The following is a 17,036-nucleotide window of genomic DNA, read 5'->3' on the forward strand; positions in this document are numbered from 1 at the left end:
ATTTCGGAAGCCCCCGCAATATTAAATTTAGACCTTAATCTAATTCATAATCTTAAAACCGATAAAGAACGTTCTCGGCTGTGTAGGTCCGTAGAAGTAACCGGAGTCACGGAACTCCCCTTTATCCAGGTCTTTTTGGAAACTATTAAAGATATTTTGTACACCGGCATTGAGTTGCAACTTGATATGGTCACGCAACACAAAAGTGTAATTCAACTTCAGATTGAGATCGAAGAAATCGGGAGTATCCTCCATACGGTCTTTCTCGATATTACAGAAAGCTCCTTCAGGAGCATCTACCGGTGCATAGTGAGGAACGATCATCTTACCGGTATAAATACCGGACAAAGAGAAATCAAAGTTCTTCAACGGCGCAGAAGAGAAAGTAAAATAACCGTAGTAATCCGGTGTACGCATCATACGTTTGGTGGTCAACTCTTCATCATCTACCTCGGTCCAAACTTCAGCTTTCGTATAGCGGCTACGCTGTGCCGTGAAACCTAACTGGAACTGCGCCTCTTTGCCATGAGCCAGCTTTGCATCCAGATTGACACCGTATACACGTGCGCCACTACCATTGCGACGTTCTTTTATCTTGTCACCGTTCTCATCTTTACCGATATCTTCCAACACGAATACATGGCGCAGATCTGTGTAGAAACCTTCCAACAGAACGTTTGCCTGCCAGTGTCCGAGGTATGTACTCCAATCTATAGAACCGCTGTAACTATTAGAGCGCTCTTCACGCAGATTGTCAGCCAGCTTAATCTGAACGCCCTCACCGCCTACAGCGGTCACGTGCAAGTCTTCATCATAAGCCTGTGGTGCACGGAAACCGGTAGAATACGTCAGACGAGCCTGAAAATCTTCAGCCGGCTTATAGAGGAAATTGACGCGCGGACTGAAAATTAGTTTGTCTATCAGATTATGCTTGTCGAGGCGGGCACCTACCAGCATGGTAAGCTGACTCATCTTCCATTCATTCTGAACAAAAGCACTGGCAATACGTACATCCTGCTTCATATCACGGTGATAACCGGTCATGACATCATGCAGGGAGTTATTCTGATATTCCAATCCACCGGTAAAAGTGGCCGGAGCAAAGAAACAGTTATTCATATTACCAACATACATACCACCGGCAACCCAAGTCAGATCATCAGTCTTACCATAAGCATTCAAGTCTTGCTGAGCCCCATAGTAACTGTTTCTGTCTGTATGCTGCACAGAGCCGTAAAGAGATATTTTATGCTTATATTCACGCCAGAACAGATCGTAGCTGGCACCTCCACTATTGATGATGTGCTTGGTCTGTTCTGTGATGTCGGACTCATGGGGCTGCAAATCAAACTTATTGCCACCGCGCCGGAACTCGTTGGTTGTATGATATTCCAAATTGATGCGACTGAAGTGTGTAGGACGATAGTAGGCACGGAAACCAAAGGTATTCATATTCAGCTTACCAAGTTCGGAGAAGCCGTCATCGTCACGGTCATAGGGGTTACGGTTACGATAGCTTTCATACAAGGCAATACCATAGGAATTATCTTTAGCAACCAAGGAGACATTACCGCCCATATATTGTTCCCACGACTGTCCGTCCATGCACGAAAACATACTGGAAACTTGGAAGGAATTACTGATAGGGTCTTTGGTGATAATATTGATGGTACCTCCCACTGCATTCGCTCCGAACAGGGCAGACCCACCACCACGTACAACTTCTACCCGCTCTATCATATTTACAGGAATTTGCTCCAGTCCATACACGCCGCTAAGGGCACTAATAATCGGACGACTATTAATCAGAATCTGAGAATACGGACCTTCCAGCCCATTGATACGCACCTGGGGAAAACCACAATTCTGACAATTGTTCTCTACACGCAAGCCGGACTGGTAATTCAGAGTCTTTGCCAAGTCGGTGGAGTTCACCATCTCAAAAAGTTTGGCACTCATCACATTCACCACAACCGGGGCATTCTTCCGGCTCACTTCATTGCGATTGGCAGATACAACCACTTCATCAGTCATGAAACTTTCCTCCACCATCGGGAAGTGCACAACTGCGGTAAAATCCTTACTGACAGTTACTTCTTTTTCCTGCGTCTTATAACCTACAGCTGATACACGAAGCGTATATTTTCCGGCAGGAAGCTTGCGAAATTCGAATTGGCCTTCTTCATTTGAGACTGTTCCCTGACCGTTTTCTTTAATCAATATAGTTGCATAAGGTATATTTTCTTCTGTTCCTTTCACAATCACGTGACCGGAAATCATGTTGCCTTCCTTTATAGGATTCACAGCATAGAGGCTGATGCAAACTACCGTAAGCACCAGCGCAAGTATATGTTTTTTCATTAATTTGCGCTCAAAAAATGTATGTATTGATAAAATTAAAAGAGGAAAGAGAAATGATAATTTAAATAAATTATCATTTACGCCGCGAGCGCCGGCGGAGCACGAAGAGAAATTGTCTGCTCTCCCCCTCCTTTTACCAAAGGCGACACCTGTTCAGCTTCCAGCACTGCCAGAAGTATTCGCATGGGGTGCAAATCTTCATATACATCAACCTCCGGGGCCTGGAAAGTTGACAAACGACCAATAACGAGAAGTTCGGATTTGGAGTGTGTATGTTTACCGTGAAACGGATGGGAGTGCGTAATGATCACTCCATTGACATAGTGAACATGAGTAAAAGCTGTAATACTTGTCTGATATGCCACAAACAGCACCAACAAGCACACAGCTCCTATAATTCTTTTCATCTCTTTGTTCACGTTCCTACCACCTTTTTAAAATTTGCGACTGCAAAGATAGCGATTATTTTTCCACTTTTCCAAACAAGTATTCATAATCCCTTTTGACGGCAGGCTCCACCCATTCTTCGGGAATAAATTTCCATTGCCCTAACGCATGCGGTTCAATCACTCCCTTTTTCTCTATATACTGCATCAAGTAATAACGCAGATCTTTATCTGTAGAGAACAAGATACGCCCTTTCAATTCATCTTGAGGAATCCCGGCTCCCTTAGTCAACAATTCTCCACCACCATTACCACGGTATGAATTCAGTGCTACTTTATACATCTTGTCCATAGAAAAAGGAGTGCCGCCAGCCATGCTGATAATAGTAACCTTCTCCCCTTTCGGCTTTGTTACATCTACCGTATATATGATGCCGGCTGCCGAATCGAAGTTAAAACTAAAATTCTGGAAAGAAGCACGATCCGTTGCGCCTTCACGACGTTGTTTGCGGAACAATAACAGATGGTCATCAGCAGATTTCATCTGATTCGTCCACAAGTTATATGACATTTCCAGCGCATCCTTCACTTCCTTACCGGACAATTTCATGGTATAGAGCATGTTCTCATACTTATATAAATTGAACATATCGCTCACAAACACATCCCCCTTGTTAATTTCCGTATCATACGACAGGGGCGCAGCAAGTGATATATCAGCATTTGTTATTTCAAGTTGCAACAAATGAATCAGGTCAATAAAGGCAGAAGAACCGAAATAGGCAGGACGCGTGGAAATGGTTTCTGTGAAGCTGCCTATTTTCTTGGATACGAAATCCTGCACCGCATTAAGCTGGGGAGCAAAATGCTTCATGAAATCCTCACTTGCAGCATAATCTTTCATATCCGTCAAAGCGCCGTCAATATGCTTCTCTATGACTTTTCCTTTTCGAAGTTTCAAAGTAACATCTGCGTTTGCCACAACAATTCCCTTGCTTGCGGGATCCATAATCAAAACAGAATCTCCGGCTATATTTTTAATCTTCTTCAATTCACGGGCATGATCGTGCCCCATCAGGACGATATCGAATCCGGGAACGTTACGAGCTACTTCTACAGAAGCATTTTCACGAAACTTACCGCCCATCAGCAATGCATCCTGTCCGGCATGGAAAATACCGATCACCAGATCAGGTTTCTCTTTTTCCCGGATAATCTTCATCCATTTGCGAGCCGTTTCTTCCATATCATCAAAGCGCAGTCCTTTCCATAAGTTCTCCGACAACCATATAGGAATAGCAGGAGTAATCATACCCAACACTACGATCTTCACGCCATCTCGCTCCAAAACTTCATAAGGTTTGAAATGAGTCTTTCCCGTAGCCGTATCAATAATATTAGCGCCTAAAATGGGAAACTTGCAGTCTCTTGCCCAACGGTCGAACACGGCACGCCCGGTCTCCACATCATGATTACCCATATTGCCGGTATTATACTGCATATAGTTCAACACTTCAGCTGCCAGATGCGGAGAAATAGTGTCAATATAATTGTAATAATAGGCACAAGGCTGGCCTTGCAGAATATCCCCGTTATCTAATAGAAGCAGATTATCTTTATAAACTTCACGCTCTTTCTGCACAAAAGCATGTATGCGCGCCAAACTTCCTCCAGCCTCATGGCGAAGTATGAAATCATAAGGATAATAGTTCCCATGTATATCACTGGTCTCTACTATTTTCAGCTTTACGATCTTATCCTGAGCTGATACAGCTACTACCAGGAGGAATATCCACCCTAAAAAAAAGGAAACTCTCTTCATAGTTATTAGTTATTTCTTTGGTTGTTCGATGTCTAATGGATGTGTAAATACAAATCTTGCCCCATCCGTATATCCCGGATCCACCCAGATCTCTCCTCCCCACTTCTCTACGGTCAACTTACAGATGGAAAGTCCCAATCCTGTGCCCTGTACGTACTCGTTCAGCTTTTCAAATCGCTCAAATACAAGCTTCTGTTTTTCCAAAGGAATACCTGTACCCGTATCCGAGACAGAAAACAGGACTTCTCTTTGCTTCTCATCCACTTTCAGTCCCAAAGTAATCTTACCGTTCCGGGTAAACTTATCGGCATTGGAAAGCAGATTTATGATAACCTGTTGCAGACGCTGAGTGTCAGTGCGCATATCCATACTTTCACGGTCGCACTCAAAGATAAACTCATTTTCCGACTTGCGAGCCTGACTGACAGAAGCCAAAACGCGTTGGCACAACGGCACTACATCACATTCCTCAAATGTAAACGTAACCCGGTCCGCCTCCAGACGGGAAACATCCAGAATATCATTTATCAGGCGAAGCAGCAAATCAGAATTGGTTTTGATGATATCAACATACCCCTGCTGTTCATCTTCCGAACTTCCCCCGGAAGCCAATACATCCGAGAATCCCACAATTGCATTCAGCGGAGTACGGATTTCATGACTCATATTTGCGAGGAAGGCACTCTTCAGACGGCTGGACTCTTCTGCACGGTCTTTCGCATCTCTCAAAGCGCTCTCCGACTCTTGCAGTTCATCTTTCAGCTTTTTGGTATGGTAATAGAAGTACAATGAAACAAACAACCCCGCAGATAACACGACTAAAATGGTTGCAACAGTCCAGATATGATATTTATATTGTTCGTAGAATGATGGATTCTCATTCACCATTTCTATCGGCTGATGAATAAAAGACAGATCCAGACGCTTTTCCTTCACAATCTTACTATCCATCATCACTTTATTAGGAATGACTTCTACTTCTATACGATCACTGTCAGCTCCTTGCAGCAAACGGACTGCCTGATACGCCATATCCTTGCCCAATGGCCGATAAGAGGGTGTCACTCCACCTATAGCCCAATAACCGATACCGACAGAACTAATGGAAAATGTAGGTACATCACCCGCAGCTTCCATCATGGTATAAGTTGCATTACGCATAAAATATCCGTCGTACATATCCACACGCCAGGTACCCATCAACAAAGCTGTATTCGGGGGCAATTCATGAAGTTTATCACTGATGGTATAAATCGTATTTGTACGTCCATCCAGTAGAATCAGATTTAACTCCGGATGTTTCTTCATCTCCGCTACTACATGGGCTTGCAAGGAAACGCCTCCATAACTGTTATCAGAAACAAAAGCTATATTCTTAGTATTCGGATATAAGTGTTTTATCAGATTGATATTGGCTTCCACATCATATTCGTAAACAAAACCGGCTTTGACAGAAGAATCAGTAAAGTCATTAAAGAAATCCACTGCATCAGGCATCCATGTTTTCAGATTTACAGAATCATCCGGAAGAATAATGGCATTGCGGCTTGCCAATGAAGTCAGTACCGGGAACTTTCCGCGTATAGAGTCTGCTTGTGACAGATAGGCAGCCCATGCCTCCTGACCAATTAAAACAAGTAATACAGGCGCATGCTTTCCCTCATACTTATCCAGTATCTCCGCCATTTTCGATTTCCACTGTGGCGACTCGGAGAAACTTTTGCAGTTCATGTTTTCCAAAGCTATCGGAGCTTTTCCACCCAGACGCTCAAACTCTTCCATGAAATCGTATATATTTCCGGAAGTCTGACGAGCATCCGGATTATACGAACTGATAATCAGTACCGGGTGTTCCCCAGTCACTGCAAAAACTGATGAAAGCCCCAAAATGGATACCAGTAAGAAAAGAAAAAAACTATATATTATTTTCCTAAATAAGCCCATTCAGTGAATATAGAATTGTTTTGGCAAATATACAATAAAGTTATAAGGATAGAAATAAAGTTGTAGAATTTTAAACTATAAAAAAGAAACGGGCGGTAAGAGATAGTTCATCAAACTACCGCCTTACCGCCCGTTATTATTTAAAAAAAGAATGTTTTTATCAGATATTCATCGCATTGCTTCCTAAAGCCGAAGACTCATTTTTATTTTCTCTTTTGAATATGCAAATGAAAATACCTTCTCATAAACAACACATAAATGCCACTCAATAATACAATTATCCCCAACAAATACCAATAACCATATCCCACGAAACAGAAATAACCCAATATGACCAAAGCCTGTGCCGCCATATAAATTAATGATACCCCAACATGAGGTATTTTCAACTCGTTTGCCATCAATTGATACATGTGTTTTCGGTGGGGCAAACCGATGTTCTCATGAAGCATCAGGCGATGAATAATAGTCAGGACACTATCGACACCATAAACGGATAACAGGATTATCCAACTGAAATCTTCTGTTTTAATTATAAGTCTCCCTATCAGAAAAAGGAGAATAAAAGCGATACTCACAGAACCGACATCACCCGCAAAACACTTCGCTTTCTTACGAAAATTGAAGAAACAAAAGACCAAGACGGAACAAAGAACGGTATTGATCAAAACCGGTTCTACGAACGTAGTGATCTCAGAATTGATATATGCTAATGCACCAAGGATAACCAATGAATAACCACCCGTGATGCCATTGATGCCATCCATAAAGTTATAAGCATTAATGATACCCGTACAAATAATCAAAGCTATAATGATCCACCACCAAGAAAGCGAAAACAAGCCCCATTGGTAAAACATTAGAGCCATAGCAGTAAAGTGAAACACCAACCTCAGGCCTTGGGAAGTAGAACGGATATCATCTACAAAACTGATAAAAGTGATCAGAGTCAATGCCAACATAAACCATGGATACTCCCAATGGTTACTCAGGAAATAGGCCAAAGCTCCAAAATAGAAGATTATACCGCCACCACGCAAAGTTATCCGTGAATGAGAACTACGCTCATTGGGCTTATCAATGATATTACACTTATCGGCCACTCTAAAATAAAAAAGTTCTGCTACAAAGAGCAGAACTAATATAATGATATAATACACGATTTACAATTTATAAATAGGTTAGAAACTCCGTATTGTTTTCATTATTCCATCCGCCGCACGGACGGGCATCCGGTCAATGCCAAGAGCAGATTTTATCTTCTCATTACTTACCACATAATTCTCAGTCAGTTTTCTCAGCCGTTCTGTATTCAAAGGCAAATGAAGCAGCGTACCAAGCCCTGCGCAACCTTCCATCATTTTTCTGTTCATTTTCCAGATGTGAGGCTCCTTACCCATAGCTTTACACATAAGGGCTATCAGTTCATTCGTAGACAAGGCTTCATCATCACCCATGTGATAAATACCACTCGCTACGTCTTTTGTCAACAAACCTTCCACTACATAGCAAAGATTATCTATAGAAGTAAAAGAACGCTTGTTCTCAAAATCGCCTAAAGGCCAGGGGATACCTTTCTTTACCACATTATAAAGCAAGTTCAGATTACCCTTATTACCAGGACCGTGAATCATACAAGGACGAAGTATATACACCTGTTTATCGCGCTGCATAGCAACTTTTAATTCTCCATGTTCACTTCTCAACTTACTAAGAATATATTCTTCAGCTGCAATCTTACTTTCTCCATAAGGACCAACCGGAGTCGGTATCACATCTTCTGTCAGCATATCCCCCACTACACTGTCTGCAGCAGCTTTCACAGAGCTGAAAAAGATAAACTTCTTCGCAGATGATTCTAAAAAGAAATCAAATATCTTCTGTGTCAGCCCTGTATTGATATCAAAATAGACCTGAGAAGCAGACTGATTCTTTGTATCATGCGCTTTGCCTGCCAAATGAATGATAGCATCAAACTTGGGTAACAGCTGCATCGGAAAAGAAGTCGTTTCAATATCTTTCCAAGCAAAAGTTTTTACTACTCCCTCCTTTTCAGGGGCGATAATATCAAGACCATAAAGGGAATGATGTCCTTTTAAGGCAAGAACAAGATTGGAGCCCACAAAACCGTGAATACCTGTAATTAATATATTCATGATTCTCTTATTTTAAACTATCTAATTGTATTACAGGAATAGTATCCCAATTTATCAGTTCATCCGCCTGTTCCACATTATAGAATTCATAGTGATCCAATAGTCGTTGAAACTTAGTAAACGCACCTTTTATACCCACATAACTTTTAAAACGACGTACGGCAGGTAAGTTTTTCATGACAGGTTGTCCTTCATCAAAATCTCTCGGATGAAAATAAGTCATCATGTAATCACTATGTCTTCCCCAATGATTAATTAACCAGTAAGGAAACAAACGGAAGAAACCACCACCGGAAAAAACAATATGTTTGCCCATTATCCGATGGATATTTATAGGAAACTCTTTAATAATCCTTCCATCACCAACATCAATACGTTTCGGAACACCTTCTCCATAACTTGGCATACCACCATAATCATGAGGAGCAGGAAACATCGAACAATCATATCTGAATCCCATCTCTGCCAAACAATAAAGCGCCCAAGTATTATTCTTGGTAATAGAAAAACCCGGAGCACGAAATGCATTCACTTCCTCTCCCGTCACATCTTCTATCAGGCATTTCGCCTTCAATGTATCTGCTTTAAATGCCTTCTCATCAAAACGGAAAGACAACTCATGCTGATAGGAATGACAACCTATATGATGCCCCTGCTTTTGAATAGAACGAATCACATCTGGATGTCTTTCCGCAATCCAGCCAAGGCAAAAAAATGTTCCTTTTTGATTCCGTTTCTCTAATTCTGTGAGAATACGGTCTACTCCCTGATATATACGCACTTCATGTTTATCCCAATTGAAATCACCTGAGATAAAGTCGCAATTATACCAGTCTTCAATGTCGAAGGTTAATAAATTCATAAAAAAATAGAGAGAAATGATATTTATTATTAAGAACGGTATTTGATAACTTTAGCTGGTGATCCAGCTACTATAGCATTCTTTGGTACTTCTTTTGTCACCACCGAACCAGCCGCAACAATAGCTCCATCATTTATCTTTGCACCAGAAACAAGAATAGAATTGGCACCAATCCATACATCATTGCCAATAACGATATCTTTCTCACGACGTTCCTGATACACCATCGGAGTATTACAAAGCTTTGTACCGTGATTTCCACAAAACATCTTTACTCCTGGACCGACCAGTACATTATCGCCAAACACTATTTTAGAATGCTGTTCTGCCCATATACAGCAATCCATTGTAATACGAACATTTTCACCCAAATAAATATTTTGAGCATTGCGTAAAGAGGCACGTGCATGAATACGATAATCTCCTTTATGGTGAATCTTCTTTCGCCATATCACCTGTTCGTGTAAGAAATAGGCAAAGGAAGAAAAGATGGCTTTCAAAAAAGAAAGGGAAAAGATACCACCAAAGATTTCAGAGAAGATGAGGGAAATTTTTTCTTTATACCAAGGTTCAAAATTGTTCATTTATCAGTTATTTACAAAATTCATAAAATCATTAAAAATTATAGACTCGCTAACTGTTTTCTCAATATAAGCCACTGCCTTTTCACCTATTTTTGCCCTTTCACAAGGATTTTCTAACAAATAATGAATTTTTTTCATCATATCATTGGCATCTTTTGCTATCACTAATTCTTCATTCTGTATATCTAATCCTTCAGCTCCAATAGTAGTTGTAACAACACAACATCCCAATTCCATTGCTTGAATGATTTTATTTTGAATACCAGCTCCTGTGAGCATAGGAGCTACAACAATTGTTGCTTTTGCGTAAAAATCATAAATATCATCAACAAATCCCGTCACAATAACATCTTTATCAGCAAGTTTTAAAACACGAGAACACGGAAATGCTCCAACTATATAAAACTTTACCAATGGGAAATAAGATTTTATATAAGGAAATATATTTCTTACAAAATTTATAACAGCTATAACATTAGGTTCATAATCCATTCTTCCAACAAACAAAATCATATTTTCATTTTCAGCCGGCCGAACCTGCTTACCCGTAGATTGAACCATATTACCTATAACACATAAATTTATAGGAGCTTTCATTCTAGAAGCGATGTACTCTTTATCCACATTTGAAATAATAGAAGAATGTTTTACATTTTCCAAGACAAATTTTTCATACCAGCACAATCTCTTATAATCAATTCGATAAAAGACAGAGTGTAATAAAGAAGAATTTTTAGCTGCTTTCTCATAATTCATTGAAACTGCGTCAACAAAGTCTACATATATATCTGCATTACTTTTCCCTATGACATAATCAACCATTCGAAGCGTCTGGCAATATATAGCATCATAATTCTCTATATTATCATTAATCCATTTCTGAATTATCGACACATAAAGCATTCTATTTCTTAATGGCCTTTTACCAAACAAACCTAAAAACATATTTATCAATCTACGCCATTTAGATATATAATAAGGATAGATTTTATTGGCTATAGACTTTATCCCCCTCTCAACTACTAAGTTATCTTTCTCTTCCGATACATATAAAACATCTACTAAACCAATCTTAGATAAAAAATATAAAGACTGATATGAGCGAATTTTCCCCCCATCATTAAGTGGATAAGGAGGTTTGGGAGAAAGAAAAAGAAATTTTCTATTTTTGTTTAGCATCTTAGACATTTAATTATTTTTACAATAATCTATAAATGGCATAAATTCTTCATCCCATTTTTTCTCTTGTATTCTTTGATGCAATAATTCACCATGAATTTCCAACAAATTTTCTTTTGTTATTTTATTAAATAAATTTCTTATTTCTTGAACACTATAACAATCAACCTCAAAGCCTATTCTATTTTGACTTACAAAACTTGCCAGTTCTGTTCCTGACGCATAAATTGCCGGAACTGCATAGTAAAGTGATTCATGAAACTTATTAGAGATGGCATATTTTACATTATAATCATCAGCAGGATAAACAGCCCAAATTAAATCTGCCTGAGAATATATTTGAGTTATATCTCCATAACTGTATCTACCATACAACCTCACATTAGCGACATCCTTTGCAAAAGATTGCAATTCATCATAAAAAGGCCCGTCTCCATATATATGGAGAAACAAAGAAGAATCGTCACGTATTGCTTCTATCAAATTATTAAGAATTTCTACATACCTAATATTACCCAGAAACACTATATTCAAAACCTTATTACTTGCCTGAGAATTAGTACATAAATGATAATCTGTTATCCGAGGTACATCATTAGGCAATTTATTCTCTATTATAATAACTTTTCCACGGTAATCTGAATATAAAGGGACATAAAAACGTGAAGCAACAGTCATTAAATCTACTTTCCTCAAACACCATTTTTCGATCAAGTGAAGAACCTTTAATACCCATTTATTTGTAGAAGTCGGAATATCTAGGTTTTCATATATAATTCTTTGATTCTGATTAGCTAATAAAACGGTTAATAGTAAGTTATCCCAATGAGATGCTATTAAAACTTGCGGCTTCATCTGTTTGTTATATTTCCGAATAAATTTATAAAAGCCCCAAAGTCCTAAAAGTTTAGCCTTACGATTTCCCAATTCCGAGATCTCATTATAGATAGGCATTTTCCTATCTTCTTCAAGAATTTCACGTCCCTTTCTATTCCACCCAATAAATTCAACAGAAGCATTTGGAAAATATTTCTTGAGTGAATTAAGAAAACGAATATTCCTTGTATTGATAGGATAAGAAGAGTCTATTAATAAAAATGATTTCATATTACTGTTTCAAATATTCCACTATTCTAAAGCATGCCTTACCATCTCCATAAGGATTGACCGCTTTACTCATTTGTTCATAGGCACATGAATCTTCTATAAGAAGCGATACATTATTAACGATTTTTTCATAATCAGTCCCCACCAGTTTTACAGTTCCTGCATCAAGAGCCTCTGGACGTTCCGTTGTATCACGCATTACGAGAACCGGTTTTCCAAGTCCTGGCGCTTCCTCCTGTATACCACCACTATCAGTCAATACTATTGTAGCCTTTTCCATCAAATATACAAACGATAGATACTCTAATGGTTCTATGAAAAACATATTATCCAATTCAGAAAGATTCTCCCCAAATACTTCATGAATAGGTCGACGCACGTTAGGATTCAAATGCATAGGATAAACAAAGTCGACATCGGGATACTTCTCTGTTAGTGACTTTATTGCACAGCACATTGAAATAAAACCATCACCAAAATTTTCTCGTCTATGTCCAGTTATCAATACCATCTTTTTATTCTTAATTAATCTATTGGTATCATATCCTGCATTCTTAAGAATCTCCTTCAATTCGCTATTTAACAATTTATCTTTTCTTATTTTAGCAATAACCATATAAAGAGCATCTATTACAGTATTACCAGTCACAATAATAGCATCTTCACGTACCCCTTCATTTAATAAATTGCACCGACTAAGTTGTGTCGGAGAGAAATGATAATTAGCAATACGTCCTGTAATCAAACGATTCATCTCTTCAGGCCACGGACTATAAATATTATGCGTACGAAGTCCAGCTTCCACATGACCGACAGAGATTTTTTGGTAAAAAGCAGCTAATGCAGATGATGTTGACGTTGTTGTATCTCCATGTACCAATACAATATCCGGTCGAGCATCTTTCAATACATCCCTCATACCAGTCAATACTTTAGCCGTTACATCATATAAATCCTGTCCTTGCTTCATTATATTTAAATCATAATCAGGCTTTATTTCAAATATGTTTAAAACCTGGTCTAACATTTCCCGATGTTGTCCTGTTACACATACAATTGTCTGGAATATCTCAGGATGTTTTTGGAACTCTTTTACAAGAGGAGCCATTTTGATTGCTTCGGGACGAGTTCCGAAAACGAGCATTACTTTTTTCATACTGACAGCAAATAATAACTAATTTTTATTTTTTATATTTAGCGAGCAGATTTAGCATCAACTGCTTAACCTTGTCATTCAACAAACTTCCTATAAATATCCGAATTCTTATACGCCAATAAAAAGGAGTACGAAACACACTATTTGCAATAACGACATATCCTTCATTATCTATACGTTCATATATACCATTTCTAACGGCGGGCATAAGAGAAGCTGTTACTAAATTCTTATTGTATTTTGAAGCTGATATCACATCAGACTTAATACTCATGACTTCTTTTTCTACATTTTCCCAAATTTGCCTTCCCAAACCTGTATTAACCAAAACCAAAGAAACTCCCTTTGATGCGTTTATATGAGGATAATATTTACGTACTCCCCAAAAATCAGCCAAAGTAATATCTCCTTGCCTAGGTATTTTTGCAAAAGGACAATGATAGCAAGAATAACGGTAAGTTAGAGAATACATAAAAGAATACAAATAAGGGGACAAATCATAACTTGGCAAAACACGCTTAAATATTTGTTCTTCTTTTATATAAGTAGTAATTTCACTTCCTTTCCATCTCTTATTATCCCTAAATTGATAATCAATAATTTTACCATTATACTGTTCTTCCAAATATTTCAAATGAAGATTGAAAAGCTTCTGACTAGGTACTCCATGACAAACTAAATCAGATGTAAGAAGATTAGAATATTCCTTCCGCAAAAAAGCCTTAAGTCCAGCAACTTGACAAGGGGTACCTGTAAAATACACTAAACGCCCCGACTTAAGTAATGATTTTATAATATTAAAGGTATCTCCTAAACTACTTTGAACATATTTAGATCCTCGAAGTGGGGTTAACTCTTCAATTGTTTGTGCGGACTGATGAATCACACTCAGTTTTTTATCCAATGCTGCTCCAAAAACAACACCGCCTGAATTAATAACGAATTTAGCTATCGTATAAAATAAAGCTCCACTTGAACTTTTTTGCCTTTCTTTTTGATCCTTTATATAAGCAGCATACACATTTGGCTGTTCATGATTATAAGTAGGCTGCACAAAAGCACAGACTCTCTCACACAGGCCGCAGTTAGTACATTTATCAATATCCTTTACAGGATAAAGAAAACCCTCATTATCCACTTGCATGGTTATAACTTGTTCTTTACAAACTTGCTGACAAGCTGTACAACCACAACATTCAGACTTATTTCCTGACACTAAATACATACAACTCAAATAGACTTTTGTAAAAAACTCATAGCTTTCTTTCTCTCAGCCTGAAGTATCACGTTCACATCATTAAAATTGATTATTGATTCAACATTATCATCTAAAATTACATCGTTCAGCAAACGGTTTTTCAAACCTACCAATTCCAAGATACTTAATATACGAGTCGAAAACTTAGATGGCTCATACACCCAAAACTGTTTATTCAAATTAATCGAAAATGCAGTTCCATGAAAAGAGTTAGTTATAACAAATTTCGCATAGTACATTAAAGACAAAAAATCCTCAGGGGAAGTAAAAAAAAATGTTTTATCTGCATTCTTCTCAGAACGGTAATCTTTTGAAAAGGTAAGAATTTTCAAATTGTACTTTGATGCTATTTTTTTTGCAGTAGTATAAATTATCTCTTTAGAAGTTATGTTATAAGGTATATAAATCAATATATATTCGTCTCTATACAACCGTTTCTTTATCAAACTCCTCCATTCTTCTTTTGACAAGAGAAATGTAGGATCAAGCAAATGTTCTACATCCACAAAACCCATTTTTTCCAATAAGCACTTTGCACTCTTTTCACGTACAGACAATGCCGAATAAGAATCTAACTGCTCTTTCATTTCCTCAAATTCACCAGAAGGTAAATCCTCTTTACCTATAGATGATGAAAATGAAATTTTCCGAGTACCAGAAGGGAGAAAAGACCAATAATAAACTTGATCTATCCCACCATTATATGTACTATTCCATACCTGATCACTACCTGTTACATAAATATCTGCATTGGGTAAGTTCTTTCTAATTTGCTCTAATGAAGTATACCTTTGAGTCAGATTGCAATATTTTTTCAAGAATCCTCCGAAAAGAAAATAATCATTAAGTATCTTCTTCGGAATAAAACCTAACCTACGTAACATACGAGGCAGAGACTGCAAAGCATCTTTAAAATAAGAAGGCCATGTTGCGCTTCTACGTATATAATTAAGTGTAGTAACTTCACCGCCTAACTTATTAAAAACTTTCACCGTTGCATAAGTTTGCAAAGCAGATCCAAAATTAGCTCCATAATGAACTGTTACTAACAAAACAGAATAAGATTTCCGAAATGTATTCATATTAAATTTTTATTCTAATCATTTCACATTTAACATTCTCACGTTTCATCAATATAGAAAGGATTAAATATAACAACATTGTATGTGTAAAGAAAAGGCTGGCAATACAACACAAGGCACAAAAGGTTATTAAAATACATCGACCAGCTAAATTATTCTCCTTCCAAATCCAAATAATAAAAAGTAAGAAAAGAAATAAGCCCACAACACCTGTATATAATAAAAAGCTCTGTACAGTATTGAAATACAAATCATTTTCATCTTTAAATGACCAATTTACCGATGATTTCTTTATTCGTTTTTTCAAGACCTCTTTATTATTAACCCCTAAGATTTGCTCTTTAAGACTTAAAGATGAATAGACAAAATACCCTCTCCAAATACGAAGGAAACCTGAAGAACCTATCTGATCACTGTTTAATTGTTCTTGACGTCCCAACAGTTTTTCTCCTTGTTCAGTATTCAACATTGCCCTCGTAGCAAATATACCTAATGCTAAAATCAATAATAAACTCCCTAAAAATATCGCATGATTAAATTTTGAATATAAAAAGCATAGAAAAAAAACAGAAAACACAGCAAGCCCTATTAAAGCATTACCGGATTGTAATGCGAGTAAGGTTATGGCAATAACCGATCCTCTTAAATATGCTCTCTTTTTTGATACGAACAAAAACTCCAATATCAATAGTGGCAATAAAAATTGCACAAAATGAGCAGGTTCACTAAAAAAAGAAGAAGAACGTTCTGCACTCATTCTAGCCATTTCCCACACACTCGCATCTATTCCATCTACACCTCCTAATGTTAAAGGGAAAACAGTTAATATACCTGAAAAACGATAACCTATAGTGTAATACATTAATTCCTGAAAAAAGAAAAAAATGATACATGTAAAAGCTATAATACGATAACACCTGAGAAATAGCTTTATATCTGCATTTCTTAAACAAAATAAAAAAAAGCCAAGTACAACCATCATTGATGTGGTACTTGGTGCAATGAGGGTAGATAAGGAAGTAGCACAAAGAACCCTTGCTATCAAAAAATAACTTATATATAGAAAAAGGACTTTGGGATATTGCAAATACAGATGTCTATTGAATATCCAGTAACTTATCATTAATAGAATAGTAGGG

The 17,036-nt window shown here is 37.7% G+C and carries 14 protein-coding genes; all 14 read right to left on the reverse strand.

Annotated features, from left to right (window positions below):
• Positions 1-39: 39 nt before the first annotated feature.
• The 14 genes from VYM24_RS20930 to VYM24_RS20995 all read right to left on the reverse strand — a co-directional run bounded on the left by VYM24_RS20930 (position 40) and on the right by VYM24_RS20995 (position 16,879).
• Positions 40-2,361, reverse strand: coding sequence for a TonB-dependent receptor (locus tag VYM24_RS20930; protein WP_330940825.1), 2,322 nt, complete (start codon positions 2,359-2,361; stop codon positions 40-42).
• Positions 2,362-2,438: 77 nt separating this feature from the next.
• Positions 2,439-2,768 (reverse strand): hypothetical protein, encoded by a 330-nt coding sequence (locus VYM24_RS20935; protein ID WP_022210170.1) that lies wholly within the window; start codon positions 2,766-2,768, stop codon positions 2,439-2,441.
• Between the two features lie 55 nt (positions 2,769-2,823).
• Positions 2,824-4,569: a bifunctional metallophosphatase/5'-nucleotidase gene (locus tag VYM24_RS20940; RefSeq protein WP_330940826.1), complete on the reverse strand. Its 1,746-nt coding sequence runs from the start codon at positions 4,567-4,569 to the stop codon at positions 2,824-2,826.
• Between the two features lie 9 nt (positions 4,570-4,578).
• Complete coding sequence (locus tag VYM24_RS20945) at positions 4,579-6,513, reverse strand: sensor histidine kinase (RefSeq protein ID WP_259029127.1); 1,935 nt, start codon at positions 6,511-6,513, stop codon at positions 4,579-4,581.
• A 203-nt stretch (positions 6,514-6,716) separates the two neighbouring features.
• Positions 6,717-7,673 carry an MraY family glycosyltransferase gene (locus VYM24_RS20950; protein WP_044270496.1) on the reverse strand — a complete coding sequence of 319 codons (957 nt, stop codon included), beginning with the start codon at positions 7,671-7,673 and terminating at the stop codon, positions 6,717-6,719.
• A 21-nt stretch (positions 7,674-7,694) separates the two neighbouring features.
• Positions 7,695-8,669 (reverse strand): NAD-dependent epimerase/dehydratase family protein, encoded by a 975-nt coding sequence (locus tag VYM24_RS20955; protein ID WP_330940827.1) that lies wholly within the window; start codon positions 8,667-8,669, stop codon positions 7,695-7,697.
• Between the two features lie 7 nt (positions 8,670-8,676).
• Positions 8,677-9,531: a polysaccharide deacetylase family protein gene (locus VYM24_RS20960; RefSeq protein WP_330940828.1), complete on the reverse strand. Its 855-nt coding sequence runs from the start codon at positions 9,529-9,531 to the stop codon at positions 8,677-8,679.
• A gap of 29 nt (positions 9,532-9,560) precedes the next feature.
• On the reverse strand, positions 9,561-10,115 hold the full coding sequence (locus VYM24_RS20965; protein ID WP_330940829.1) for an acyltransferase: 555 nt from the start codon (positions 10,113-10,115) through the stop codon (positions 9,561-9,563).
• Positions 10,116-10,118: 3 nt separating this feature from the next.
• Positions 10,119-11,303 carry a glycosyltransferase gene (locus VYM24_RS20970; protein WP_330940830.1) on the reverse strand — a complete coding sequence of 395 codons (1,185 nt, stop codon included), beginning with the start codon at positions 11,301-11,303 and terminating at the stop codon, positions 10,119-10,121.
• Complete coding sequence (locus VYM24_RS20975; RefSeq protein ID WP_330940831.1) at positions 11,304-12,401, reverse strand: glycosyltransferase; 1,098 nt, start codon at positions 12,399-12,401, stop codon at positions 11,304-11,306.
• A gap of 1 nt (position 12,402) precedes the next feature.
• A complete protein-coding gene (wecB, locus tag VYM24_RS20980) occupies positions 12,403-13,557 on the reverse strand; it encodes a non-hydrolyzing UDP-N-acetylglucosamine 2-epimerase (protein WP_330940832.1) in 1,155 nt (384 codons plus the stop codon).
• A 25-nt stretch (positions 13,558-13,582) separates the two neighbouring features.
• The gene (locus VYM24_RS20985) at positions 13,583-14,782 is read right to left on the reverse strand and encodes a Coenzyme F420 hydrogenase/dehydrogenase, beta subunit C-terminal domain (protein WP_330940833.1); all 1,200 of its coding nucleotides are present in this window, start codon (positions 14,780-14,782) and stop codon (positions 13,583-13,585) included.
• A gap of 5 nt (positions 14,783-14,787) precedes the next feature.
• Positions 14,788-15,897: a polysaccharide pyruvyl transferase family protein gene (locus VYM24_RS20990; RefSeq protein WP_330940834.1), complete on the reverse strand. Its 1,110-nt coding sequence runs from the start codon at positions 15,895-15,897 to the stop codon at positions 14,788-14,790.
• 1 nt (position 15,898) lies between these two features.
• Entirely contained in the window at positions 15,899-16,879 is a 981-nt protein-coding gene (locus VYM24_RS20995; RefSeq protein ID WP_330940835.1) for a hypothetical protein, read from the reverse strand.
• Between the last annotated feature and the right edge of the window lie 157 nt (positions 16,880-17,036).

The organism is Bacteroides sp. MSB163 (assembly GCF_036416795.1).
Taxonomy (GTDB): domain Bacteria; phylum Bacteroidota; class Bacteroidia; order Bacteroidales; family Bacteroidaceae; genus Bacteroides; species Bacteroides maternus.